The sequence below is a fragment of the Kitasatospora sp. NPDC089913 genome, assembly GCF_044748625.1.
GTDB lineage: Bacteria > Actinomycetota > Actinomycetes > Streptomycetales > Streptomycetaceae > Kitasatospora.
In genome coordinates this window covers 1-25,264 of record NZ_JBIVGI010000042.1, presented here as the reverse complement: position 1 = coordinate 25,264, position 25,264 = coordinate 1, and the positions used below count along the sequence as shown (strand labels likewise).

Below are 25,264 nucleotides of genomic sequence, written 5' to 3'. Positions count from 1 at the left end.
GCGGTGACGCTCGGTTTATGCCTTGGTCACGTCCTCGACCTCGCTCTCGTCCTCCCGCCCCGGGGTTTTCAGGTCGAATTTCACGATGATGAAGCGGAAGAGCGCGTAGTACACGGCGGCGAAGCAGAGGCCGATGAGGATGATCAGCCAGGGCTTGGTGGCCAGGCTCCAGTTGATCGCGTAGTCGATCAGGCCGGCCGAGAAGCTGAAGCCGTCGTGCACTCCCAGCGCCCAGGTGATCGCCATCGAGGCGCCGGTCAGCAGGGCGTGCACCCCGTACAGCACCGGGGCGATGTAGGCGAAGGAGTACTCGATCGGCTCGGTGACGCCGGTCACGAAGGAGGTCAGGCCCAGCGAGACCATCAGGCCGTAGATCTCCTTGCGCCGGTGCGGCTTGGCCGCGTGCGCGATGGCCAGCGCGCACGCCGGCAGCGCGAACATCATGATCGGGAAGAAGCCGGACTGGAACTGGCCGGCGGTCGGGTCCCCGCCCAGGAAGCGCGGGATGTCGCCGTGCACGATCGTGCCGTCCGGCTTGGTGAACTCGCCGAACTGGAACCAGACGAAGGTGTTCAGCAGCTGGTGCATGCCGATCAGCAGCAGGGCCCGGTTGGCCACGCCGAAGATGCCCGCGCCGACCGAGCCCAGGTCGGCCAGGGTCTGGCTGAAGTCGTTCAGGCCCCGTCCGATCGGCGGCCAGACCCACAGCGCCAGACAGGCCATGACCATCCCGACCAGGGCGGTGATCATCGGCACCAGGCGGCGGCCGTTGAAGAAGCCCAGCCAGTCGACCAGCCGGGTGCGGTGGAAGCGCACCCAGAGCCAGGCCGACAGCAGGCCGATCAGGATGCCGCCCAGCACCCCGGGGTTCTGGTAGGTCGCGGCGGCCGCCTTCGCCGAGGTGTAGTCCACGCACTGGTCGCTGACCAGTACCGTCGGCGGCTTGCAGTGCTCGGGGAAGGCGTGCAGCACCCGGTAGAACACGAGGAAGCCGACCACCGCGGCGAGCGCGGTCGAGCCGTCGGCCTTCTTCGCCATGCCGATCGCGACACCGATGCAGAACAGCATCGGCAGACCGAGCGAGGAGTCCAGCAGCGCGCCGCCCGCCGCGGCGAAGACCTTGGCGACGTTGTCCCAGCCCAGGCCGTCCTTGCCGAAGACGTCGGGCTGCCCGAGCCGGTTGAGGATGCCGGCGGCCGGGAGCACCGCCACCGGGAGCTGGAGCGAGCGGCCCATCTTCTGGAGCCCGCCGTAGAAGGTGTGCCACCACGTGGTCTGCGACGCCGCGGCGCTTGCCGAACTCATCCTTCGCCCTCCGAGTGCGGTTGCCGTCCGGTGGTCCCCGGCGGGACCTCGGGCGTGGACCGGGAACACCCGGGGCCCTTCCTGCGTTCATCGGAGTACACATATATTGGTGTAGACCACTTTGGGACGCAGTCCGCGCACCGGGCAACCGGTCCCGCTGCTCGTCATCCTCGGGTGCCGGCCAGGGGTATGCGCGTCGAAGTGGGCCAAAAGTGGACTAACGTGACATATCGGTCCGGATCACGTCATGCTGGTCGCGCTGCTCCGACAGCACGCCACGGCACGACCGACCACTGACCACGCGTCACCCGCGACCGAGGTCACCGCGCAGGACGGCACCCGGCAGAGCAGCCGACGAGCCGAGACAGAGGGAGAAAGCAATGGCCAGCAAGGCTGAGAAGATCGTCGCCGGTCTCGGCGGCATCGACAACATCGAAGAGGTCGAGGGCTGCATCACCCGCCTTCGCACCGAGGTCAAGGACGCCTCCCTCGTCGACGAGGCCGCGCTGAAGGCCGCCGGCGCCCACGGCGTCGTCAAGATGGGCACCGCGATCCAGGTCGTCATCGGCACCGACGCCGACCCGATCGCCGCCGACATCGAGGACATGATGTGAGCTGAGCCCACCGGCTCGCTCCACCCGGCGCCCGCGCCGCCCCGGCCCCGGCCTCCGCGCCCGCGCCGCCCCGGCTCCGTGCCACCCCGGCCCGCCGACCCCACCGGTCGGCGGGCCGCGGCACGCCAGGACGCCCCCCACAACCGACTACGCTCGGTGCCTATGTCACGCATCGACGGCCGCACCCCCGACCAGCTCCGCCCCGTCACCATCGAACGGGGCTGGAGCAAGCACGCCGAAGGCTCCGTCCTCATCTCCTACGGCGACACCAAGGTGCTGTGCACCGCCAGCGTCACCGAGGGCGTCCCCCGCTGGCGCAAGGGCAGCGGCGAAGGCTGGGTCACCGCCGAGTACTCCATGCTCCCGCGCGCCACCAACACCCGCGGCGACCGCGAATCCGTCAAGGGCCGCCTCGGCGGCCGCACCCACGAGATCAGCCGCCTCATCGGCCGCTCGCTGCGCGCCGTCGTCGACCACCGCGCCCTCGCCGAGAACACCATCGTCCTCGACTGCGACGTCCTCCAGGCCGACGGCGGCACCCGCACCGCCGCCATCACCGGCGCCTACGTCGCCCTCGTCGACGCCGTCGGCTGGGCCCGCGAGCGCAAGCTGCTCCGCGCCAAGGGCAAGCCGATCACCGGCGGCGTCAGCGCCGTCAGCGTCGGCATCATCGACGGCACCCCCATGCTCGACCTCCGCTACGAGGAGGACGTCCGCGCCGAGACCGACATGAACATCGTCTGCACCTCCGACGGCCGCTTCGTCGAGGTCCAGGGCACCGCCGAGGGCGCCCCCTTCGACCGCGCCCTGCTCGACCGGCTGCTCGACCTCGGCACCCTCGGCTGCGCCGAACTCGACGAGGTCCAGCGCAAGGTCCTCGGCGAGCTGGAGGGCTGACGCCGGCCCGGAGAACCCGGCGCCGGCGTGCCCGTATACCGGTTCCGTTGCGGTTCCGCGAAATCCCCCGGGCTCCGGACCAGGCCGCTGTACACGCCGGGTCCGGAGCCCGTACGGTTCCCGCAGCACCCCGTTGCGGGAACCGCGCACCCCTCAGCGCGCGTCCTTCCCTTCCGGATACCCGCGCACCCAGGAGGACCGGATGCCCCAGAGCATTGCCCGCCCCACCATGCTCGCCGTGGCCGGCCTGATCGCCATCCTCCCCCTCAGCGCGGTCAGTTGCTCCGCGGCCCAGAAGGCGCTCGACTGCGGCAACACCGCCGTCAAGATCACCGGGGACATCAACGAGGTCAGCAACGCCTACAGCAACGCGAGCAACGACTCGGCCGCCGCCGGGCAGGCACTGCAGAAGCTCAAGAACGACCTCGACCAGCTCGGCAAGAACTCCAAGGACACCGACGTCGTCCAGGCCATCAACGACCTCAACACCCAGGTCGACAAGGTCCAGCAGGCCGTCAACAACAAGCAGGTCCCGGACTTCAAGCCGCTCGGCAACGCCGCCTCAAACCTCACCAAGGTCTGCACCGGCTGACGAGGCCTCACGGGCACTGTCCGTTTAGGGTGGATCCATGACCACCCGACTCATCCTCGCCACCCGCAACCAGCACAAGGTCGCCGAACTCCGCGACATCCTCGGCGACGCCGGCCTGGACGTCGAACTGGTCGGCGCCGACGCCTACCCGGAGATCCCCGACGTCCCCGAGACCGGCATCACCTTCGCCGAGAACGCCCTGCTCAAGGCGCACGCCCTGGCCCGAGCCACCGGACTGCCCGCCGTCGCCGACGACTCCGGCCTCTGCGTCGACGTCCTGGGCGGCGCCCCCGGCATCCTCTCCGCCCGCTGGTCCGGCAAGCACGGCGACGACCGCGCCAACCTCGACCTGCTGCTCGCCCAGCTCTCCGACATCGCCCCCGAGCACCGCGGCGCCCACTTCTTCTGCGCCGCCGCCCTCGCCCTGCCGGACGGCACCGAGCGCGTCGTCGAGGGCCGCCTGCTCGGCACCCTGCGCACCGCCCCGGCGGGCGACGGCGGCTTCGGCTACGACCCGATCCTCCAGCCCCTCGGTGAGACCCGCACCTGCGCCGAACTCACCCCGGCGGAGAAGAACGCCATCAGCCACCGCGGCCAGGCCTTCCGCGCCCTCGCCCCGGTGGTGAAGGACCTGATCGGCTGATCCGGAACCCCGTGAACGATGAAGGCCCGCCCGGAGATCACTCCGGGCGGGCCTTCGTTTCGAAGCCCAGTGCGGCCTGAGGGACTCGAACCCTCACGAGATTTCTCCCATGGGCACCTAAAACCCACGCGGCTGCCAGTTACGCCAAGGCCGCACGGCCTTCAGTCTAGGGGGTCGTGCGGTGCGGGGACACCGTCATTCCGGGGCGCGGGCCGCCCTGGGCGCCGCACCGGGCCGGCTCCGTTCGGCGCTTCCTGTTGCGGCCGCAGTAAGTGTCGGTGACGGCATGGCAGTTCGGGCACAGAAGGCGCAGGTTGTCCGGCCGGTTGTCGGACCAGTCCCCGTTGATGTGGTCGACCTCCAGGGTCATCGGACGCCCCTGCCACTCGGGGCCGGTGCCGCACCCCTCGCAGAGCTCCGGCCGGCCGAGTTCGGCCAGCGCGGCGCGGATCCGGGCGCCGGGCAGCCGTTTGGCCTCCGGCGGTCGCTGGACCAGGATCTGCTCGGGGGAGAGCCGTTTGGTCGAGTGCTTGCCGCGGTGGTGGGCCTGCCCGGTGAAGTGCGAGGTGTCGATGCCGAGCGCCTTGATCCGCCGCCCGATGTGGGCCTGCGTGCCGCCGGCCTGCCGGAGGTGGAGGTGGCGCACCACCCCGGCGACGCTGTGCGAGACATCGACGGCCTCCTGGAGGAGCTCGCGCGTGTAGACGCTCCCGCCGGGGCGGAAGTGCGAGGTGTCGATGGCGTACTCCGTCAGCTTGCGCCGCAGGTACTTGCGGCGGTCCTTGTTCGGCTCCCTGTCCAGCGCGACGAGCATCTCGTCGAGCGACGTCGCGGCCGCGGCCCTCTCCGTGAGCAGCTCGCGGGTGTATTCGGTCGGCATGGTGCTCCCCCTTCGGGCTGGTGTGCGCCCGTCCCCCACGCATGCGAACGATCGTGGGCCGGTTCGGTTACGGTCCGGCGGTCGAGGGGTCGGGCGGGGTGGGGGGAGGCGGGCGGCGGGGTGTCGTGGGCGGCCGCGGATGACCGTCGACAACCGGCCGTTCGAGCGGCGGGGTTGGGGAATTGATTACCAATTGGTACAGACCTATTGACCTATGTGGTTCAGACCACATAGCTTCAGCGCCAATCTGCTTTCCCCCACGTGCGTGCTCCCCCACAGGCACGCGCCGACACTCTGCCCGGAGGACCGAGTGTTGATCCGATCCACGGCGGAGCGGCGTCCCACCGCTGCCCGTCGGTCCAAGAGCCCGGCGGCCCGCGCCGGCCTGGCCTCGCTGGCCGCGGCCACGATGGCCGGCCTGCTGATGGCCACGCTGGGCGCGGCGCCCTCCCAGGCGTCCGCCACCGTCGACAATGCCGCCTGTCGTCCCGACGGCCTCTACGCCACGCCCGGCGTCGACGTCCCGTACTGCAGCGTCTACGACACCAACGGCCGCGAGAAGATGGGCGCCGACCACCAGCGCCGCATCATCGGGTACTTCACCGGCTGGCGCACCGGCAAGGACGGCACGCCGCCGTACCTGGTCAGCGACATCCCGTGGGACAAGGTCACCCACCTCAACTACGCCTTCGGCCACGTCGGTCCGGACAACAAGCTGTCCGTCGGCACCGACAACGACAAGAACGAGGCCACCGGCATCTCGTTCCCCGGCGTGCCCGGTGCGGAGCTCGACCCGTCGCTGCCCTACAAGGGGCACTTCAACCTGCTGACCAAGTACAAGAAGCAGTACCCGAACGTCAAGACCCTCATCTCGGTGGGCGGTTGGACGGAGACGGGCGGCTACTTCGGTGACGACGGCAAGCGCGTCAACACCGGTGGCTTCTACTCGATGACCGTCAACCCGGACGGCAGCGTCAACCAGGCGGGCATCGACGCCTTCGCCGCGTCGTCCGTCGACTTCATCAAGAAGTACGGGTTCAACGGCGTCGACATCGACTACGAGTACCCGACCTCGATGAAGGACGCCGGCAACCCGCTGGACTGGCAGCTCGCCAACAGCAAGCGGGGTTCGCTGGCCAAGGGCTACGCCGCCCTGATGAAGACCCTGCGCGAGCAGCTGGACCGGGCGGGTGCCGCCGACGGCAAGCACTATCTGCTGTCGGTCGCGGCCCCGTCGTCCGGCTACCTGCTGCGCGGCATGGAGACCTTCCAGGTCGCGAAGTACCTGGACTACGTCAACATCATGTCGTACGACCTGCACGGCGCCTGGAACAAGTACGTCGGCCCGAACGCCTCGCTGTTCGACGACGGCAAGGACGGCGAGCTGGCGGCGGCCAACGTCTACGGCACCGGCCAGTACGGCGGGATCGGGTACCTCAACGCGGACTGGTCGTACCACTACTTCCGCGGTTCGATGCCGGGCGGCCGGGTCAATGTCGGCCTGCCGTACTACACCCGCGGCTTCAAGAACGTCCAGGGCGGCACCAACGGCCTCTGGGGAACCGCCGCGGCGACGACCTGCCCGGTCGGGGCCGGCCTGACCTCCTGCGGTGACGGCGCGGTCGGTATCGACAACATCTGGAACGACAAGGACGACGCGGGCAAGGAGTCCCCGGCCGGGTCGAACCCGATGTGGCACGCGAAGAACCTCGAGAAGGGCGTCCTGCCCGACTACCTGTCCAAGTACGGGGTCAAGGACACCGCGCTGCAGGGCAGCTACGTGCGCAACTACAGCTCCACCCTGGTGGCGCCGTGGCTGTGGAACGACACCAAGAAGGTCTTCCTGTCGACCGAGGACGAGCAGTCGGTCGGTGCCAAGGCCGACTACATCGTCAACCAGGGCGCCGGTGGCGCGATGATCTGGGAGCTCGCGGGCGACTACAAGTGGGACGCGGCCGCGAACGGCGGCAAGGGCCAGTACGTGCCCGGCAGCACCCTGACCTCGCTGATGTACGACAAGTTCAAGGCGGCCTCGCCGTACGGGGCGATCCGTTCGACGACGGCGCTGCCGCAGCAGACGCTGCCGGTCGACGTGTCGTTCACCAACTTCGCGCTGGGTGACTCGAACTACCCGATCAACCCGAAGATCCACATCGTCAACAACTCGACGCTGACCCTGCCGGGCGGCACCGAGTTCCAGTTCGACTACGGCAACTCGGCCCCGGGCAACGCCAAGGACCAGTCCGGCTTCGGTCTGACGGTGATCAAGCAGGACCACACCGGTCCGAACGTGGGCGGTCTGAAGGGCAACTACAACCGGGTGTCGGTCAAGCTGCCGGGCTGGCAGTCGCTGGCCCCGGGGGCCTCGGTCGACCTGGACTTCGTCTACTACCTGCCGGTGTCGACGCCGTCCAACTGGACGGTCAACGTGGCCGGCACGCTGTACGGGCTCAAGGGCGACCTGACCCGCGGCGCGGTGGACGGCGGTACGACGCCTCCGACCACTCCGCCGACCACGCCTCCCACGACCCCGCCGACGACGCCTCCCACGACGCCGCCGACCACGCCTCCGACCACCCCGCCGACCACGCCTCCCACGACCCCGCCGACCACTCCGCCGACGACGCCGCCGGCCGGTTGCGCGGGTGCGCCGAGCTGGGACGCGGGCACCACCTACGCCACCACGACCAAGGTCTCCTGGAAGGGCCACTACTACCAGAACAAGTGGTGGACCAAGGGCGACGACCCGAGCGCCAGCGGCGCCTGGGGTGTCTGGAGCGACCTCGGCGCCTGCTGATGACAGCGGTCGCCTGAGGTGAGAGACGGCGGTGGCGGTGCACCCGGTCGGGGGGTGCGCCGCCACCGCTGCGTCGTCCGGGGGAAGCCCCGGGGAAAGCCCCGGGTCAGGTCCGGGCCGGGCCGGGGGAGGCCCCGGGTCAGGCCGCCTCGACCTTGAGGTCGCGCAGCAGCTTGGCCACGTGGCCGGTCGCCTTCACGTTGTACAGCGCGTGCTCGACCTTGCCCTGCTCGTCCACGACCACGGTCGACCGGATCACGCCGGTGACGGTCTTGCCGTAGAGCTTCTTCTCGCCGAACGCGCCGTAGGCCTCCAGCACCTTCTTCTCCGGGTCGGAGAGCAGGGTGACCTTGAGGTCCTCGGCCTCGCGGAACTTGCCGAGCTTCTCCGGCTTGTCCGGCGAGATGCCGATGACGTCGTAGCCGGCGCCGGCGAAGACCTCGAGGTTGTCGGTGAAGTCGCAGGCCTGCTTGGTGCAGCCGGGGGTGAGCGCGGCCGGGTAGAAGTAGACGATCACCTTGCGGCCGAGGTGGCCGGCCAGGGACACGTCGTTGCCGTCGGCGTCGGGCAGGGTGAAGGCGGGCGCGGTGTCACCGGGCTGGAGACGCTCACTCACGGGGTTTCTCCTGGTGCTGGGCGGGCAGTCGTACCACGGCAAACTTACCCCTGATGGTGGGTGGGGCCGCGCGGGCCCGGGTGGCAGCTGACACACTGGGTCAGTCGCACAGGACAACATCAGTGAATGGGGTGGCCCGAGTGGGCGAGGCGAGCACTACGGACAAGTCGGCGCGGACGACCGCCCAGATCGAGGCGGACATCACCCGTACCCGCACCCAGCTGGCGGCGACCCTGGACGAGCTCGCCGTGCGGGTGCATCCGACCACCATCTCCGCCCAGGTCAAGGCGAAGGCCGTGGCCACGGTCGAGGAGAAGGCGGGCCGGGCGTACGTGGCCGCGAGCGGGCTGGTCGAGCAGGCCCGGGCGCAGTTCGTGGACGAGAAGGGGCAGCCGCGCAAGGAGCGGATCGTCCCGGCCGCGCTGGTCGGTGTCGGTCTGGTGCTGCTGGTCGCCTCCGCGCGCAAGCGCCGCAAGGGCTGATCCGCGGCGGCACGTCTTGGGCCGGGCACCTGGTGCCCGGCCCGACGTCGTCCGGGCCCGGACGACGTCGGGCGCCCGTTCGTCGGGGCGCCCGGCCGCACGTGCCGCCCCCGGCCCGGCCGTCCGCGGCCCGGGCTGGCGTCACGCGCCACGCCCGGGGGCGGTACCTTCGGGGTCGTGAGCACGAACGACGAACCCACCCAGCAGTCCCTCCCCGCCGAGGCCGACGAGCGGCGCCACGACCGGTTGGGCGAGAAGCTGCCGATCAAGATGCTGCACGACCGCGTGCTGGTGCGGACCGAGGCCGGGGAGGGCGAGCGCCGCTCCACCGGCGGCATCCTCATCCCGGCCACGGCCGAGATCTCCAAGCGCTGCGCCTGGGCCGAGGCGGTCGCCGTCGGCCAGAGCGTGCGCTCCGTGGAGCCCGGTGACCGGGTGCTCTACGACCCGGAGGACAAGCTGGAGGTCGAGGTCCGCGGCGCCACCTACGTGCTGCTGCGGGAGCGTGATCTGCACGCCGTGGCGGCGATGCGCTTCGGCGACACCGAGGGGTCGACCGGGCTGTACCTGTGAGCCGCTGACCGCGGGTCCCCGGCGGGCCGCCGTGCCGTGGGCGCGGCGGCCCGCCGCCGTTTCCCCGGGCCCCGGGGGCGTCGCGGCGCGGTGGTAGCGTCCCCGAGCGGGACGGGCCGCAGGTGGCGGCGTGCGCGGAGCAAGACGGAGCAAGGGGGACGGCCATGGGCGGGAACGGCTCTTCGATCGACTTCGGCGGGACCGCCGCGGGGGTGCGGGGGCTGGACGGGGTGCGGTGGATCCACGGTTCGGAGTCGGCGAAGCACAACACCGATCCGGACATCCAGGTCCACCGGTACGACGAGCACACCGTGATCCTGCGGCAGAACATGGCGGTCAACTACGAGGCGCCGTTCCTGTTCCTGCTGTTCGGCAACGAGCGGGCGGTGCTGATCGACACCGGGGCGACCGCGTCGGCGGAGTTCTTCCCGCTGCGGGAGACCGTCGACGGCCTCCTCGGCGAGTGGCTGGAGCGCAACCCGCGGGACGGGTACGAGCTGCTGGTGCTGCACACCCACGCGCACGGGGACCACGTGGCGGGGGACGGGCAGTTCGAGGGGCGTCCGGACACCCGGCTGGTGGGGGCGGACAGGGCGAGCGCGTGGGCGTTCCTCGGCTTCGACGCGGACCCGGACGCGGTGGCGCGGGTCGATCTCGGCGGCCGGGTGCTGGAGTGTCTGGCGACCCCGGGGCACCACGAGGCGGCGGTGACGTTCTTCGACGCGTGGACCGGGTTCCTGCTCACCGGTGACACGGTCTACCCCGGCCGGCTCTACATCCAGGACTGGGCGGCGTTCGGGCGCTCGATCGGGCGGCTGGTGGAGTTCTGCGAGGGGCGGCGGGTCGGCCATGTGCTGGGCTGCCACGTCGAGATGAGTACGGATCCGGGGGTGGACTACCCGATCCGGTACACCTTTCAGCCGCACGAGGTGCCGTTGCAGCTGACGGTCGGCCATCTGCGGGAGATCCGGGCGGCGATGGAGGAGATCGGCGAGGTGCCGCAGCGCCGGGTGTTCCCGCTCTTCGTCCTGTCGCCGAACACCTGAGCCCACCCCGCGGCCGCGGGGTGCCGTCCCACCGGGGCGCGCCGCGGCGGGACGGCGGCCGGTCAGCGCCGGCAGTACAGGTTGGCCGTGCCCTGGAAGAAGCCGAGGTCCCGGGTGAGGCTGGTGTCGCCGACGACGCATTCGTTGCGCCACCAGAAGGCCGCGACGGCCTTCCGGTAGGCCGCTTCGGAGGCGCTGTAGATCGCGCCGTCGGGGGTGGAGCTCCAGGCGGTGCCGACGAAGACCGCCGTCTCGAACGCGGCGGTGGTCCGGGCGGGGGCGGTCGCGGCCGGGGCCGTCGCGGCCGGGGCGGCCAGGGCCGTGCCGGCTCCGCCGAGCAGCAGGGCGGGGGCGACGAGGGCTGCGGCGGCGCGCAGCCGTAGCGCGGAGGGACGGTTCACGAGTACTCCTCGGTGGTGGCCTCGCGGCCGGTGGCGACGGTGGACGCTCAGGGCGGTCCCAGTGTCGCGCGGGTCGGCGGTGTGCGGTCAAGACCACTTCGCGCCGGTCGGATCCGTTGCCGGGGAGTGTCGGTGACGGGTCGTAGGATCCGCGCATGACGAGTGGTGGGCCGGTGCGGATCGGTGACGGGCAGCGGCGGGCGCGGCTGGGGCGGCGGCTGCTGCTGGCGCCGTCCGCGCGGGTCGCGCGGGTGGAGGGGGCGGCGGACGCGGTCGTCGGCCTGCACGCCTCCGATCCGGCGACGGTGTACCTGTCGGCGTGCGCGCGGTTGCGGGAGCCGTCGGCGGCGGAGGTGGAGCGGGCGCTGTACGAGGACGTCTCGCTGGTGAAGCTGCTGTCGATGCGGCGGACGCTGTTCGCGGTGACCGAGGAGTTCGCGCCGTACGTGAGCGCGGGGGCGGCCCGGCCGATCGCGGTGAAGGAGCGGGCGACGCTGCTGAAGCACCTGGGGGAGTTCGCGGAGGGGTGGAGCGAGGCGCGGTTGGCGGAGACCGAGCGGGCGGTGCTGGCGGTGCTCGCGGCGCGCGGGGAGGCGACCACGGCGGAGCTGGGCGCGGAGGTGCCGGCGCTGCGGGAGACCATGCTGATGGCGGCGGGCAAGCCGTACGAGGCGAAGCAGAGTGTGGGGAGCCGGTTGTTGCGGCTGCTGGCCTCGGACGGGCATGTGCGGCGGTCGCGGCCGCGCGGGTCGTGGTTGAGCAGCAGCTATCCGTGGGCGCCGGTGGAGCAGTGGCCGGAGGTGCCGGCGCGGGAGGCGAAGGCGGAGGTGGTGCGGCGCTGGCTGGCGCGGTACGGGCCGGGGACGGTCGAGGACGTGAAGTGGTGGACGGGCTGGACGCTGGGGGACGTCCGGCGGGCGCTGGCCGACGTGGGGGCGGTGGAGGTGGCGCTGCCGGGGGGTGCGGCCGGCGGTGCGGCGGGCGGCACGGTGGGGCTGGTGCTGCCGGGGGACGAGGGGGAGGTGGCGGAGCCGGAGCCGTGGGCGGCGTTGTTGCCGGGGCTGGATCCGGCGGTGATGGGCTGGCGGGGGCGGGACTGGTACCTGCGGCCGGAGGACGTGCCGGCCCTGTTCGACCGGGCGGGGAACGCCGGGCCGACGGTGTGGTGGTGCGGCCGGGTGGTCGGCGGCTGGGCGCAGCGGGCGGACGGTGAGGTGGTGTGGCGGCTGTTCGGGGACGTGGGGGCGGAGGCGGTGGCGGCGGTCGGGGTGGAGGCGGAGCGGTTGGTGGGCTGGTTGGGGGAGGTGCGGGTGACGCCGAGGTTTCGGACGCCGTTGGAGCGGGAGCTGGTGGCCTGAGTCCGAGCCGGTGGGAGCCGGGGGGCTGCGGGCGGGGGCGGTTCAGGCGGGCGGTGGGCCGGCCGGGTCGGCGGTGGCCGGGGGTCTGCTGGTGCTGGGGGGTTTGGTGGCGCCGGTGGGCGGCGGTGCGGGGGAGCGGGTGGGTTCCGGGGCTCCGGTGGGGGAGGTGGTGCCCGGTTCGGTGGTGGGGCGGGTGGCGGTGGGTTTGGCGGTGGGGGAGGGCTGCGTCCGGGTGGGTTCGGGCCGGGTGGGCGGCGCCGGGGTGGGGGGTTCGGGCGTGACGATGGTGATGACCGGGTCCGGTGCGGTGCTGTCGGGGCCGGTGGTGGCGGTGGGCCGGCGGGGGGCTGTCGGGGCCGGGGCGGCGGGGACCGGCGCGCCGCCGGTGCCTCCGGCGCCTCCGGCCGGGGGTGACGGGGCGGGGGTGGCGGTCGGGGAGGCCGAGGCCGGCGCGGTGGTGCTCGGGGTGGTGCTCGGGGCGGCGACGACGGGCCACTTGACGGCCTCGGTGGGCTGGAGGTCGAAGGACCCGACGGCGGTGCCGTCCAGGGCGTCGCCCATGTAGCTGGTCCAGATCCGGGTGGGGAAGGCGCCGCCGTTGATCCGGGCGTAGCCGGCGGTGCCGGCCAGCGGTTCCTTGGCGTGGGTCTTCGGGTTCTCCCGGAAGAGTCCGACGGTGGTGGCGAGTTCGGGGGTGTAGCCGGCGAACCAGGCGGAGAGGTTGGCGTCGGTGGTGCCGGTCTTTCCGGCGGCGGGGCGTCCGAGGTCCTGGGCGGCGGCGCCGGTGCCGTGCGGGCCGATGACGTCGCGCAGGACGTCGGTGACGGCGTCGGCGGTGCCGCGGTCGAGGGCGGTGGTGGCGGGCTGTTCGGGCAGGTCCGGTACGTCGAGTTGCCCGGGGCCGGGGTTGACCCGTTCCAGTCCGGCGACCGACCAGGGGCGGTGTGCCTCGCCGTGGTTGGCGAGGGCGGCGTAGACGCCGGCCAGGTCGAGGGCGCTGGGGGTGGCGGTGCCGAGGGTCATCGAGGTGTTGGCCGGGTCCATGCCGGGCACGTCGGCGGGGATGCCGAGCCGGACGGCGGTCTCCCGGACGTGGGCGAGGCCGGCGTCCACCCCCTCCTGCGCGTACACCGAGTTGACGGACTTGACCATGGCCTGGCGCAGGGTGATGGAGCCGTAGTCGATGTCGTCCTCGTTGGGCGGCGCGTACGGGGTGGGGCCGTCGGTGACGGGGCGTTCGCTGGTGCCGTCGTAGTGGGTCTCGGTGCTGATCGGGAGGCCGTCGGAGCTGCTGCCGCGGTGGGAGGCGAGGCCGGCGGCGAGGTCGATCGGTTTGAAGGTGGAGCCGATCTGGTTGTCCTGGCGCAGTGCGTCGTTGTAGGGCTGTCTGGCGTAGTCGGGGCCGCCGTAGACGGCGACGACGCGGCCGGTGGCGGGTTCGACGGAGGCGCCGGCGACGCGGACGTCGGTGTCGGTGGCGGGCCGGGCGGCGGGGTCGAGTTCGGTGGTGAGTTCCTCGTGGACGGCGCGGGCGAAGGCGTCCTGCTTGTCCTGGTCGAAGGTGGTGGTGATGCGCCAGCCGCCGGCCTTGAGGGTGGCGGAGTCGAGGATGCGGTTGGTGACCAGGTAGTCGTCGGCGACGCCGACCAGGTAGCCGGCCTGGCCGGCCAGGCCGGTGGCGGGCTGCGGGTCGATCGGGTCGGGGAAGGCGGTGTCGGCGCGTTCGGTGGCACTGATGAAGCCGAGCTGGACCATGCCGTCGAGGGTGTACTGCCAGCGGGCGAGGGCGCGTTCGCGGTTGGCGGGGGTGGCGGTCTTCACGTCGTAGGCGCTGGGGGCCTGGAGCAGGGCGGCGAGGTAGGCGCTCTGCGCGAGGGTGAGTTCGGAGACGTCGGTGCCGTAGTAGGCGCGGGCGGCGCTCTGGATGCCGTAGGCGCCGCGGCCGAAGTAGCTGGTGTTGAGGTAGCCGGCGAGGATCTCGTTCTTGTCGCGCTGCTGGTCGACCTTGAGGGCGATCAGGAGTTCGCGGCCCTTGCGTTCGATGGTCCGGCTCTGGGTGAGGTAGTAGTTCTTGACGTACTGCTGGGTGATGGTGGAGCCGCCCTGCATGCCCTGGCCGGTCAGGGTGTTCCAGCCGGCCCGGACCATGCCCTTCAGGTCGATGCCGCGGTTCTGGTAGAAGGTGCGGTCCTCGGCGGAGACGACGGCCTGCCGGGTGCTGACGGGGATCTTCTCGATGCCGACGTCGGTGCGGTTGACGGTCCCGGTGCGGGCGATCTCGGTGACGCCGTCGGCGTAGAGGTAGATGTTGCTCTGGGCGACGGCCTGGGCGTTGGGGTCGGGCAGCGGGACGATGACGTAGAGCACGGCGAAGGCGCCGACGGCGATCAGCAGGGCGCCGAACACGGTGCCGAGGCAGATCCGCCAGGTGGGCAGCAGCCGCCGCAGCAGCGGCAGGGCGCGGCGCGCCTCGCGGCGGGCGTCCCTTCTGGCACGGCGGCCGGTGCTCAAGGTCATGCCGAGATTATGTGCTATTTGACCGTCGATCAGGTGGTGGGGCGGGGCCGGGCGGCCGGGGGAAAACCGGGTGCGCACCGGACTGTCCGGCGCTACGGTGAAAGGTGCTAACGACATAGCGCGGCCACTTCGGACTCCGGTCCGTCGCAGCTCCGCCCGCCAGGCCCGGTACCCCCCGGGTGCGGTGGTCGGGGCCGGTCCGGCATGCGTCCTCGCGGCCAGGGGTCTCCCTGCGCCGCTCTTTGTCGATAAGGAGACAATATGCAGAACGCTGGGCTCCATCCTCCTGATCCCGTCGGCAACACCTCCGCGCCCCCGTGTCCGCCGCGCCCGGTCGCCGCCCCGGGCAGGGCCGCGGCGGACCTCCCCGCAGCCCTGGGCCTCTACGCGGCCGTCGTCCGGGGCGCGTTCCGGCGCTTCTCCACCTACCGGGCCGCCAGCCTCGCCGGGGCCTTCACCAACACCGTCTTCGGCTTCATCCTCGCCTCCACCTTCCTCGCCCTCTGGCACTCCCGCCCCGGACTCGGCGGCTACGACGAGGTCACCGCCGTCACCTACATCTGGGTCAGCCAGGGCCTGCTGGTCACCGTCGCCGTCATGGGCGGCGGCTTCCAGGACGACGTCCAGGAGCGCTTCCGCAGCGGCGACATCGCCGTCGACCTCTACCGCCCGGTGGACTTCCAGGGCTGGTGGCTGGCCACCGACCTCGGCCGGGCCGCCTTCCACCTGCTCGCCCGGGGTGTGCCACCGATGCTGGTCGGCTCCCTGGTCTTCCGGGTCCGGCTCCCCGAGAACCCGCTGACCTGGGTGTTCTTCCTGCTCGCCACCCTGCTCGCGGTGGTGGTCAGCTTCGGGGTGCGCTTCCTCGTCTCGCTCACCGGCTTCTGGCTGCAGGACTCCGAGGGGGTGCGCTCGGTGACCCTGGTGGTGTCGATGTTCTTCTCCGGGATGCTGCTGCCGCTCGCGCTCTTCCCCGGTCTGCTCGGCGACCTCGCCCCGCTGCTGCCCTGGGCGGCGCTGGTGAAGGTGCCCACCGACGTCTTCCTGGAGCGCGCCACCGGCCCCGGCCTGTTCGGCGCGCTCGGCTTCCAGCTGGGCTGGGCCGTCGTGCTGCTCGCGGCCGGCCGGCTGGTCCAGCTGCTGGCGACCCGCAAGGTGGTGGTCCAGGGTGGCTGACCCGATCCTCGTGACCCGGGCACCGCTCCCCGCCGTCACCCGCGAGTCCGCCGCGACCCGGACGGCCTGGGCGGTGCGCTCCTGGTGGCTCGCCGCCGCGATGTGGACCAGGGCGCTCATGTCCTACCGGGCGTCGTTCGTGATGATGCTCTGCGCCAACGTCGTGGTGACCTTCCTCGACTTCGTCGTGGTGGTCCTGATGTTCCGCCACACCGACACCCTCGGCGGCTGGACCCTGCCCGAACTCGGCTTCCTCTACGGCACCTCGGCGCTGGCCCTCGGCCTGGCGAACCTCTTCGTCGGCTCGATCGACGCCCTGGGCGAGCGGATCCGCACCGGCACGCTGGACATCATGCTCGTCCGGCCCGCGCCCGCGCTCGCCCAGCTGTGCGCCGAGCGGTTCTCGCTGCGCCGGCTCGGCCGGCCCGTCCAGGCGGTGGGCGTGCTGCTCTGGTCGCTGACCGTGCTGGACGTCCACTGGACCTGGGACCGGGTACTGCTGCTGCCGGTCCTGGTGGTCTGCGGCACGCTGATCTTCGCCGCGGTGTTCATCGGCTTCGCCAGCCTCCAGTTCTGGTGGGGCGAGGCCAAGGAGCTCCAGAACTCCTTCACCTACGGCGGCGCCACCGTGCTGCAGTACCCGCCGACGGTCTTCGCCAAGGAGCTCGTCGCCGGCACCGTGTTCGGCATCCCGCTGGCCTTCGTCAACTGGCTGCCGGCGCTGCGGATCCTCGACCGGCCCGATCCGCTCGGCCTGCCCGCCGCCTTCCAGTTCGCCTCCCCGCTCGCGGCCGTGCTCGCCCTGGCCGCCGCCGGCCTGGCCTGGCGCGCCGGGCTGCGCGCCTACCGCGGCGCCGGCGGCTGACCCCGGCGCCCGGTCCCCCACCCCCGACACCTGAGGAAACACCATGGCACTGATCGAACTCGAGGACGTCCGCCGCACCTTCACCGTGCGCACCAGGGCCGGCCGGCTGCGGCGGCAGAAGCGCGAGGTGCGCGCCGTCGACGGGCTGAGCTTCACCGTCGAGGCCGGCGAGTGCGTCGGCTACATCGGCCCGAACGGCGCCGGCAAGTCCACCACCGTCAAGATGCTGACCGGCATCCTCGTCCCCACCGCCGGACGGCTGCGCGTCGCCGGTGTCGACCCGGCCCGGGAACGGGTCGCCCTGGCCCGCCGGATCGGCGTCGTCTTCGGTCAGCGCACCACACTCTGGTGGGACCTCCCGCTGCGCGACTCCTACGAACTGGCCCGCCGGCTCTACCGGATCCCCGAGCACCGATATCGCGCCAACCTGGACCGCTGCGTCGAACTGCTCGACCTCGGCGCGCTGCTCGACACACCCGTCCGCCAGCTCTCGCTCGGCCAGCGGATGCGCGGCGACCTCGCCGCCGCGCTGCTGCACGACCCGCGGGTGCTGTACCTCGACGAGCCCACCATCGGCCTGGACGTGGTCAGCAAGGCCAAGGTGCGGGAGTTCCTGCGCGAGGTCAACCGCGACCTCGGCACCACGGTGCTGCTCACCACCCACGACCTCACCGACATCGAGCAGCTGTGCGACCGGGTCATGGTGATCGACCACGGCCGGGTGGTCCACGACGGCGGTCTCGAGGCCCTGCACGCGGCGGGCGACAGCGAGCGGACCCTGGTCGTCGACCTGGCCGGGAGCCACCCGCCGATCGAGGTGCCCGGCGCCCGGGTGGTCCGGGTGGAGGGCCCGCGCCAGTGGCTGGCCTTCCCGGCGCAGGAGAGCGCGGCCCCGGTGGTGGCGGCCGTCGCCGCCCGCTACCCGCTGGTCGACCTGTCGGTGCGGGAGCCGGCGATCGAGGACGTGATCGCCCGGATGTACGCCGAGGTCGCGATCGGCTGAGGGGCCGCCTGGCTCCGGGCCCCGCCGCCCGGCCGGGCGACCTGCCGTGCGGAGGGGCCGGACCGTCGTCCGGCCGGGCGTTCGCCGCCCGGCCGGGCGTTCGGCCCGCCTCGCTCGTGCGAGTGGTGGACGTGACCCCGCGGCGTGCCGCCGAGTTGACCTTGCATCGCCCGGCGCCGTGCCGCCCGCTCCGTTCCGCGGACGGCGCGCCGCCGGGCGGCGACCGCTCGGCGACCCGCGCACCGGAGGGCAGCGCCCGATGACCGTACCCGACGTGACCGTGGTGATCGCGGTCTACAACACCATGCCGTACCTGACCGCCTGTCTGGACTCCCTGGTCCGGCAGACCATCGGGCACGCGCGCATGGAGGTGGTCGCGGTCGACGACGGCTCCACGGACGGCGGCGGCGACCTGCTCGACGGCTACGCGGCCCGGCACCCCGGGCTGTTCCAGGTCGTCCACCAGGCCAACTCCGGCGGCCCGGCCGCACCGACCAACCGGGGTCTGGCGCTCGCCCGCGGCCGCTACGTGCTCTTCCTCGGCGCCGACGACTGGCTCGGCGACGAGGCCCTGGCACGGATGGTCGACTCCGCGGACGCGTGGGGGTCGGACGTCCTGATCCCCAAGCAGGTCGGGGTGAACGGCCGGCTGGTGCCGCAGGGCATCTTCGACGCCACCGCCGCCTCGGTCGGCTTCGAGGACTCCGCGCTGGCCTGGGCGCTCGCCGACACCAAGCTGTTCCGGCTCGACCTGATCAGGCGGCACAACCTGGCGCGCAAGGAGGAGCTGAAGGTCTACTCCGACCAGCCCTTCACCCTCGCCGCCTGCCTGCGGGCCCGCCGGATCTCCGTCCTCGCCGACTACGACCACTACTTCCTGGTGCTGCGCGAGGACCGGGGCAACGTCACCCAGCGGGCCGGCGCGCTGGACCGGGTCCGCGGGGTCGCGGCCGTGCAGTGGGTGGCCGCCGAACTGGCCGCGCCCGGCGCCCAGCTGGACGCGATCAGGGCGCGGCACTTCGGCTGGGAGGTGCCGCAGCTGCTCCAGGAGGGCCTGCTCGCCCTCGACGCCGGGCTGCGGGACCAGGTCTGCGAAGGCGTCGGCGAACTCGTCCGGCAGTTCGGCGCCCGCGAGGTGTACCACCGGCTCGCGGTGCCCGACCGGGTCAGGCTGGAGCTGGCCGCCACCGGCCGGTACGCGGAACTGCGCGAGCTGATCGCGTACGAGGCGGAGCACGGCGCACCGCCGGAGGTGTCCGAGACCGGGGCGGACGGGGTCCGGCGGCGGTACGCGGCCTACCCGGTGTTCCGGGACGGCGCGGCGGCGCTCGCGGACGAGCTGTTCCTGCTCGGCGAGGAGGGGCCGGCGGCGCCGGCGCCGGTGGACCCGGAGGCGGGCGGGGAGACCGGGCCGAGGCCGCCCACGCTGGTGCAGCAGCTCTGGCGCGGCGCGGTGCCCGCCCAGGTGCGCCGCCGGCTGCGCGGCTACCCGGCCTGGCGCCGGCTCGCCGACGCGGTGGCCGCCGACGGCCGGAACGGGGGACGGCGATGATCCCGCTCGACATCTGTGTGGTGGGCCTGGGCAAGCTCGGACTGCCGCTCGCGGTCCAGTTCGCCGCCAAGGGCCACCGGGTGACCGGTGCCGACGTCGCGCCGCCGGTGGTCGAGGCGGTCAACCAGGGCCGGCCGCCGTTCCCCCGCGAGGCCGGACTGGACGAGGCGCTCAAGCGGGTGGTCGCCGAGGGCCGGCTGCGCGCCACCACCGACACCTCGGCCGCCGTCGCCGGGGCCGAGGCGGTCGTCCTGGTCGTGCCGCTGGTCACCGCCGCCGACGGTACGCCCGACTTCACCCTGCTCGACGCCGCGACCGACGCGGTCGCGGCCGGGCTGCGCCGGGGCACGCTGGTCAGCTACGAGACCACCCTGCCGGTGGGTGTCACCCGGGGCCGGTGGGCGCCCCGCCTGGCGGCGGGCTCCGGACTGACCCCGGGCCGGGACTTCGCGCTGGTCTTCAGTCCTGAGCGGGTCCGCACCGGCCGGGTCTTCGCCGACCTGCGCCGGTACCCCAAGCTGGTGGGCGGCACCGACCCGGCCGCCACCCGGCGCGGCGCCGAGTTCTACCGGGCGGTGCTGGACTTCGACCCGCGCCCCGAACTGGCGGCGCGGGGCCGGCCGAACGGGGTGTGGGAGCTGGAGTCCGCCGAGGCGGCGGAGTTCGCCAAGCTCGCCGAGACCACCTACCGGGACGTCAACATCGCGCTGGCCAATCAGTTCGCCCGGTACGCGGACCGGATCGGGGTGGACTTCGCCGCGGTCGCCGACGCCTGCAACTCGCAGCCGTTCAGCCATCTGCACCGGCCGGGCGTGGCGGTCGGCGGGCACTGCATCCCGGTCTACCCGCGGCTCTACCTGTGGAACGACCCCTCGGCGACGGTGGTCCGCGCGGCCCGGGCGGCCAACCTGGAGATGCCGGCCTACGCGGTCGGGGTGCTGGACGGCGCGCTGGAGGGCGGGATCGCCGGGCAGGGCGTGCTGGTGCTCGGCGCCGCGTACCGGGGCGGGGTCAAGGAGACCGCCTACTCCGGGGTGTTCCCGCTGGTGGAGGCGGTGCGGGCGGCGGGTGCCCGGCCGTACGTGGCCGACCCGCTGTACCCGGCGGAGGAACTGACGGCGCTGGGACTGCCCCCGTACGGGGGCGAGCCGGTGGCGGCGGCGGTGCTGCAGGCGGACCACCCGGAGTACCGGGACCTGGCCCCGGCCGACCTGCCGGGCGTCAGGGTGCTGCTGGACGGTCGGCGGTGCACCGATCCCGAGCGCTGGGCGGGCGTGCCGGGGGTGCGCCGGATCGTGCTCGGGGGCGCCTGAGGTCCGGCTCCCGTCCGGCCGTACCGCCCCGCGCGGGCGGGCGTGGCGGTCGACCGGCGCGCGACCACCGGACGCGCCGTCCGTTCGCGCCGGGCAACGGGCAGACTGGCGGGGTGAGCGACGAAGCCTTGAGCGGGACCGGCCCCGGGATGCGGTTCACCGCGGCCGACGAGGAGAAGAGACGCGGCGTCCGCCGGATGAAGGCCATCGCGACCGGCCTGCTGGCCCTCGCGACCCTGGTGTTCGCCCTGGCCACCTGGGCGAAGGCGGCCGGCGCGGGTGCCTGGGCCGGCTACCTGGCGGCCGCCGCCGAGGCCGGCATGGTCGGCGCGCTGGCCGACTGGTTCGCGGTGACCGCGCTGTTCCGGCGCCCCTTCGGCCTGCCCATCCCGCACACCGCCATCATCCCGACCAAGAAGGACTCTTTCGGCCGGTCGCTGGGCGACTTCGTCGGCGAGAACTTCCTCTCCGGCCAGGTGGTGCGCGAACGGCTCGCCGCGCTCGGCATCGCCCGCCGGCTGGGCGAGTGGCTGGCCGCGCCCGGCAGCGCCGAACGGGTCACCAAGGAGGCCTCGGCGGCGCTGCGCGGCGTGCTGGCGGTGCTCCGCGACGACGACGTGCAGGCGGTCGTCGCCGAGGCGGTGACCCGGCGGGCCGCCGCCACCTCGGTCGCCGAGCCGGCCGGCCGGATGCTCGGCAAGGTGGTCGCGGACGGCGGCCACCACGGGGTGGTCGACCTGGTCGCGGTCCGGGCGCACGACTGGCTGGCCGAGAACCACGCCGAGGTGGTCCAGCGGGTCACCCAGAAGACCCCCGGCTGGACCCCGAAGTTCCTCGACCACCAGGTCGGCGAGCGCGTCTACAAGGAGCTGATGCGGTTCGTCACCGACATCAGGGACGACCAGGAGCACCCGGCGCGCGGCGCGATCGACAACTTCCTCGCCGACTTCGCCACCGAGCTGCAGACCGACCCGGAGACCATCGCCCGGGTCGAGCGGGCCAAGGGCGAGCTGCTCGCCCGGCCCGAGGTGCAGGAGCTGATCGCCTCCACCTGGGCGGCCGTCCGCTCGCTGGTGCTGAACGCCGCCGAGGACGAGGACAGCGAGCTGCGCCGGCGCATCCGCGAGGGCGTGCGGACCTTCGGTGCGCGCCTGGCCACCGATCCCAAGCTCCAGGCCAAGGCGGACGGCTGGCTGCAGGACGCCGCCCAGTACCTGGTCAGCACCTACCGCACCGAGATCACCTCGCTGATCTCCGAGACGGTGGCGGGCTGGGACGCGGACGACGCCTCGCGCAAGATCGAGGCCAACGTCGGCCGGGACCTCCAGTTCATCCGGATCAACGGCACCGTGGTCGGTGCGCTGGCCGGGCTGCTGATCCACTCGGTGGCGGTCGCGTTCGGCGGCTGAGACAGCGCCGGTGTCTCCAACCGAAGCTTGAGACACCACCCTTATCGAGGCTCTGACCTGCGGAAATATCGCCAGCGGTGGCCGGGGACGCGGTGGGACGGCCGAAAACGGTCCGGCGGTCCCGGCGGCGTGCGCCACAGTGGTGCCAGCAGGTTCCGCGGCACGGCGGCCCACCGGGGCGCAGATCCGCCCGCGGAGCGAGACGCGGTGGCGGGCGGGACGGCGGGGACGGCGGGCGGCACGGGGGTGTGCCCGCCGTCCCCGCCGCACCGCCCGCCTCTATCCTTGCCAGCACCACCTCGTACGCGCGTAGAAGTGCGCGCGGCGCGGCGGCTCGTCGAGGCAGAGGAAGAAAGGGCACCACCGTGGTCCAGCCGGACGGAAGTCGGATCGGAACCCCCAGCAGCACCCCCGCGGAGTCCGCGGACCGCTCCATCGAGGCGTTCATCGCCGCGATGCCGAAGGCGGAACTGCACGTCCACCACGTCGGATCGGCCTCGCCCCGGGTGGTGGCCGAACTGGCCGCCCGGCACCGGTCCCGGACCAAGGTGCCCCTCGACCCGGCGGCCCTCGCCGAGTACTTCACCTTCACCGACTTCGCGCACTTCATCGAGGTCTACCTGAGCGTCGTGGACCTGGTCCGGGACGCCGAGGACGTCCGCGCCCTCACCTACGGCGTGGCCGAGGACATGGCGCGGCAGAACATCCGCTACGCCGAGCTGACCGTCACCCCGTACTCCTCGGTCAGCCGGGGCATCCCCGACGTCGCCTTCATGGAGGCCATCGAGGACGCCCGCCACCGCGCCGAGAAGGAGCTCGGGGTGGTGCTCCGCTGGTGCTTCGACATCCCCGGCGAGGCCGGTCTCGCGGCCGCGGAGGAGACCGCCCGGCTCGCCGTCGACCTGGCGCCCGAGGGCCTGGTCAGCTTCGGCCTCGGCGGCCCGGAGATCGGCGTCCCGCGCCCGCAGTTCAAGCCCTACTTCGACCGGGCCCGGGCGGCCGGCCTGCGCAGCGTCCCGCACGCGGGGGAGACCACCGGGCCGGAGACGGTCTGGGACGCGCTGCGGGTGCTCGGTGCCGAGCGGATCGGCCACGGCACCCAGGCGGTCGCGGACCCGGCGCTGCTGGACCACCTGGGCGAGCACCGGATCCCGCTGGAGGTCTGCCCCACCTCCAACATCGCCACCCGGGCGGTGGAGCGGATCGAGGACCACCCGATCAAGCGGATGGTCGACGCCGGACTGCTGGTGACCGTCAACAGCGACGACCCGCCGATGTTCGGCACCGACCTCAACACCGAGTACGCGGTCGCGGCGCGACTGCTCGGTCTGGACGAGGCCGGGGTGGCCGCGCTGGCGAAGAACGCGGTGGACGCGTCCTTCCTGGATGCCACCGGCAAGGCCCGGCTGGCCGGGGAGATCGACGCCCACCTGGCCCGGTGGCGCCAGGTCTGAGCTGCGGCTCCCGTGGCTGCGGGGCCCCGTCGGCGGTTGCCGGCGGGGCCTTCGGCGTTTCCGGTGCGGGTCGCCGGCCGGGCGTGGCGCCATTCACTCGTTCGAGTGGCACCACGTCGTGGCGCCAAATCGCTCGACATGGCGCCACGGGTGTGCCATTCTTCTGGCATGGACCTCACGCCGTACGTCGACAACCTCCGGCACGAGCTCGCGGTGGCCGCGGGTGCGGGCGGGGACGAAGCGCGCGCTCTGGCCGAGCGCCTGACCCTGCCGCTGGAGTCGGCCGCCCGGCTCACGCTGCTGAACGCCCTCTCCGCCGCGATGGGGGAGGTGACCAGGGAGCTGGCCCCCGGATCGGTGGACGTCCGGCTGCGCGGGCTCGACCCGGAGTTCGTGGTCACCGTGCCGCCGGGCGCCGACTCGTTCCACGGGCCGGGGCCGTTCCACGAGGCGGGGCCGGCCGGGCCCGGGCCGGTGGCGCCGCCGATGGTGCCACCGGTGGCGCCGCCCGGTGCGGGCGGGGAGGGCGAGGACGGCACCACCGCCCGGATCAACTTCCGGCTGCCCGGTCACCTCAAGGCCCGGGTCGAGGAGGCCGCCGGACAGGAGGGCCTCTCCGTCAACGCCTGGCTGGTCCGGGCCGTCGCCGCCGCGCTGGAGCCGGCCGCGCCCGCCGGGCCCGGGCCGAGGGCCGGCCGCGGGGTCGGTCAGGGCTTCACGGGCTGGGTCCGCTGACCACCGGCTCCGTCGGCAGTCGGCCCCACCTCTCGAACATCCGTCAGTAACCCCTTTCACCTGCGGAAACGCAGCACAGAGCCACGAGGACGGAACAGCCATGCCTTCTTTCGACACCCCGGGCCCGATCCGCGCCACCCTGCGGTTCGACATCGGCGCGGTCCGGATCACGGCCGCCAAGCGCACCGACACCCTGGTCGAGGTCCGCCCGACCGACCCCGGCGCCGCGCTGGACGTCCGGCTGGCCGAGCAGGCCACGGTCTCCTGCGCCGACGGCGCGCTGCTCGTCAAGGTCCCGAAGAAGCGCGGGATCTTCGGGAGGACCGGATCGGTCGACATCACCGTCGAGATCCCGGTCGGCTCCTCGGTGGACGCCGACGCGCCGATGGGCGACTTCTCGCTGGAGGGCGTCTACGGCGACTGCCGGATCAGGACCTCGGTCGGCCGGATCCGGGTCGAGGAGGCGGCGGCCGCCGAGCTGAGGAACGAGCTCGGCGAGGTCCGGCTGGGGCGGGCCGACGGGAACGCCGAGGTGGCGGCCTCCGGCCGGATAGAGATCGGCACCGTCGGGGGCGCGCTGAAGGTCGACAACCTCAACGGCGAGACCGTCGTCGGGGAGGTCGGCGGAGATCTGCGGGCCGTGGCGGCCAACGGCGCCGTCACCGTCGGCACCGCGCTGGCCGGGGCCGACCTCCGGTCGGCCAACGGCAGTCTGCGGATCGGCGAACTCGTCCGGGGCCGCGCCGCGCTGGAGACCGCCGTCGGCACCGTCGAGGTCGGCATCGCCGAGGGCACCGCCGCCTGGCTCGACGTGCACACCGGGGTCGGCTCGGTCCGGAACGCGCTGGACTCCTCGGGCGCGCCCACCGGGGGCGGGGAGACCGTCCAGGTCAAGGCCCGCACCCAGGTCGGGGACATCGTGATCCGGCGCGCCTAGGGGTTGTCTTCAAACCCCCGCCGTCCGCCCGAAGGGCGGGCGGGGCGGCGTTGGGGTGCGTGCATCGGCGGCGCCGAGGAGAGAGTCCATGCGGAGCAT

The 25,264-nt window shown here is 73.0% G+C and carries 23 protein-coding genes and 1 tRNA gene; 18 read left to right on the top strand and 6 right to left on the bottom strand.

What is annotated here, in order from left to right; translation table 11 throughout:
• Positions 1-15: 15 nt before the first annotated feature.
• The gene (locus tag ACIPYS_RS37140; RefSeq protein ID WP_093861947.1) at positions 16-1,305 is read right to left on the bottom strand and encodes a PTS transporter subunit EIIC; all 1,290 of its coding nucleotides are present in this window, start codon (positions 1,303-1,305) and stop codon (positions 16-18) included.
• A 380-nt stretch (positions 1,306-1,685) separates the two neighbouring features.
• Here ACIPYS_RS37140 and ACIPYS_RS37135 point away from each other — a divergent pair, with 380 nt between their 5' ends.
• The 4 genes from ACIPYS_RS37135 to rdgB all read left to right on the top strand — a co-directional run bounded on the left by ACIPYS_RS37135 (position 1,686) and on the right by rdgB (position 4,051).
• Positions 1,686-1,919: a glucose PTS transporter subunit EIIB gene (locus tag ACIPYS_RS37135; protein WP_030060521.1), complete on the top strand. Its 234-nt coding sequence runs from the start codon at positions 1,686-1,688 to the stop codon at positions 1,917-1,919.
• Between the two features lie 162 nt (positions 1,920-2,081).
• Positions 2,082-2,816, top strand: a complete 735-nt coding sequence (gene rph / locus ACIPYS_RS37130) for a ribonuclease PH (protein WP_093861948.1) — start codon at positions 2,082-2,084, stop codon at positions 2,814-2,816.
• Between the two features lie 202 nt (positions 2,817-3,018).
• Positions 3,019-3,408 (top strand): hypothetical protein, encoded by a 390-nt coding sequence (locus ACIPYS_RS37125; protein ID WP_149030570.1) that lies wholly within the window; start codon positions 3,019-3,021, stop codon positions 3,406-3,408.
• 37 nt (positions 3,409-3,445) lie between these two features.
• Positions 3,446-4,051, top strand: a complete 606-nt coding sequence (rdgB, locus tag ACIPYS_RS37120) for an RdgB/HAM1 family non-canonical purine NTP pyrophosphatase (protein WP_045938651.1) — start codon at positions 3,446-3,448, stop codon at positions 4,049-4,051.
• 70 nt (positions 4,052-4,121) lie between these two features.
• Here rdgB and ACIPYS_RS37115 read toward each other — a convergent pair.
• Positions 4,122-4,205 (bottom strand) — tRNA-Leu (locus ACIPYS_RS37115).
• Positions 4,206-4,217: 12 nt separating this feature from the next.
• The gene (locus tag ACIPYS_RS37110; RefSeq protein WP_093861949.1) at positions 4,218-4,931 is read right to left on the bottom strand and encodes an HNH endonuclease signature motif containing protein; all 714 of its coding nucleotides are present in this window, start codon (positions 4,929-4,931) and stop codon (positions 4,218-4,220) included.
• A gap of 409 nt (positions 4,932-5,340) precedes the next feature.
• On the opposite strand from ACIPYS_RS37110, the gene ACIPYS_RS37105 reads away from it, so the two are divergent.
• Entirely contained in the window at positions 5,341-7,728 is a 2,388-nt protein-coding gene (locus ACIPYS_RS37105; protein WP_231978837.1) for a chitinase C-terminal domain-containing protein, read from the top strand.
• A 139-nt stretch (positions 7,729-7,867) separates the two neighbouring features.
• On the opposite strand, the gene bcp is transcribed toward ACIPYS_RS37105, so the two are convergent.
• Positions 7,868-8,344, bottom strand: coding sequence for a thioredoxin-dependent thiol peroxidase (gene bcp / locus ACIPYS_RS37100; protein ID WP_375974039.1), 477 nt, complete (start codon positions 8,342-8,344; stop codon positions 7,868-7,870).
• A gap of 131 nt (positions 8,345-8,475) precedes the next feature.
• On the opposite strand from bcp, the gene ACIPYS_RS37095 reads away from it, so the two are divergent.
• The 3 genes from ACIPYS_RS37095 (at position 8,476) to ACIPYS_RS37085 (ending at position 10,445) form a co-directional block, all read left to right on the top strand.
• Complete coding sequence (locus ACIPYS_RS37095; protein ID WP_400754611.1) at positions 8,476-8,826, top strand: DUF3618 domain-containing protein; 351 nt, start codon at positions 8,476-8,478, stop codon at positions 8,824-8,826.
• Positions 8,827-9,096: 270 nt separating this feature from the next.
• Complete coding sequence (locus ACIPYS_RS37090) at positions 9,097-9,399, top strand: co-chaperone GroES (RefSeq protein ID WP_045944516.1); 303 nt, start codon at positions 9,097-9,099, stop codon at positions 9,397-9,399.
• Positions 9,400-9,563: 164 nt separating this feature from the next.
• Complete coding sequence (locus ACIPYS_RS37085) at positions 9,564-10,445, top strand: MBL fold metallo-hydrolase (protein WP_093861953.1); 882 nt, start codon at positions 9,564-9,566, stop codon at positions 10,443-10,445.
• 62 nt (positions 10,446-10,507) lie between these two features.
• Here the strand turns inward: ACIPYS_RS37085 and ACIPYS_RS37080 are convergent, their stop codons facing one another.
• Complete coding sequence (locus ACIPYS_RS37080) at positions 10,508-10,846, bottom strand: hypothetical protein (protein WP_093861954.1); 339 nt, start codon at positions 10,844-10,846, stop codon at positions 10,508-10,510.
• Between the two features lie 155 nt (positions 10,847-11,001).
• Between ACIPYS_RS37080 and ACIPYS_RS37075 the strand changes: the two genes are divergently transcribed.
• On the top strand, positions 11,002-12,204 hold the full coding sequence (locus ACIPYS_RS37075) for a winged helix DNA-binding domain-containing protein (protein WP_400754606.1): 1,203 nt from the start codon (positions 11,002-11,004) through the stop codon (positions 12,202-12,204).
• Between the two features lie 42 nt (positions 12,205-12,246).
• Here ACIPYS_RS37075 and ACIPYS_RS37070 read toward each other — a convergent pair whose 3' ends face one another.
• Complete coding sequence (locus ACIPYS_RS37070) at positions 12,247-14,721, bottom strand: transglycosylase domain-containing protein (protein WP_400754603.1); 2,475 nt, start codon at positions 14,719-14,721, stop codon at positions 12,247-12,249.
• 375 nt (positions 14,722-15,096) lie between these two features.
• Between ACIPYS_RS37070 and ACIPYS_RS37065 the strand changes: the two genes are divergently transcribed.
• From ACIPYS_RS37065 to ACIPYS_RS37025, 9 genes are all read left to right on the top strand, one after another.
• Entirely contained in the window at positions 15,097-15,897 is an 801-nt protein-coding gene (locus ACIPYS_RS37065) for an ABC transporter permease (protein ID WP_400754678.1), read from the top strand.
• Complete coding sequence (locus ACIPYS_RS37060) at positions 15,890-16,762, top strand: ABC transporter permease (protein WP_400754600.1); 873 nt, start codon at positions 15,890-15,892, stop codon at positions 16,760-16,762. Before ACIPYS_RS37065 ends, ACIPYS_RS37060 begins: the two co-directional genes overlap by 8 nt.
• Positions 16,763-16,805: 43 nt before the next feature.
• Entirely contained in the window at positions 16,806-17,765 is a 960-nt protein-coding gene (locus tag ACIPYS_RS37055) for an ATP-binding cassette domain-containing protein (RefSeq protein WP_093861956.1), read from the top strand.
• Between the two features lie 259 nt (positions 17,766-18,024).
• On the top strand, positions 18,025-19,317 hold the full coding sequence (locus tag ACIPYS_RS37050) for a glycosyltransferase family 2 protein (protein ID WP_400754597.1): 1,293 nt from the start codon (positions 18,025-18,027) through the stop codon (positions 19,315-19,317).
• On the top strand, positions 19,314-20,630 hold the full coding sequence (locus ACIPYS_RS37045) for a nucleotide sugar dehydrogenase (RefSeq protein ID WP_400754594.1): 1,317 nt from the start codon (positions 19,314-19,316) through the stop codon (positions 20,628-20,630). The genes ACIPYS_RS37050 and ACIPYS_RS37045 overlap by 4 nt, the downstream gene beginning before the upstream one ends.
• 113 nt (positions 20,631-20,743) lie before the next feature.
• Entirely contained in the window at positions 20,744-22,039 is a 1,296-nt protein-coding gene (locus ACIPYS_RS37040) for a DUF445 domain-containing protein (RefSeq protein WP_400754591.1), read from the top strand.
• 389 nt (positions 22,040-22,428) lie between these two features.
• Positions 22,429-23,493: an adenosine deaminase gene (locus tag ACIPYS_RS37035; RefSeq protein WP_286158656.1), complete on the top strand. Its 1,065-nt coding sequence runs from the start codon at positions 22,429-22,431 to the stop codon at positions 23,491-23,493.
• 168 nt (positions 23,494-23,661) lie between these two features.
• Entirely contained in the window at positions 23,662-24,228 is a 567-nt protein-coding gene (locus ACIPYS_RS37030) for a toxin-antitoxin system HicB family antitoxin (protein WP_093861960.1), read from the top strand.
• 100 nt (positions 24,229-24,328) lie between these two features.
• The gene (locus ACIPYS_RS37025) at positions 24,329-25,165 is read left to right on the top strand and encodes a hypothetical protein (protein ID WP_093861961.1); all 837 of its coding nucleotides are present in this window, start codon (positions 24,329-24,331) and stop codon (positions 25,163-25,165) included.
• Positions 25,166-25,264: the final 99 nt, after the last annotated feature.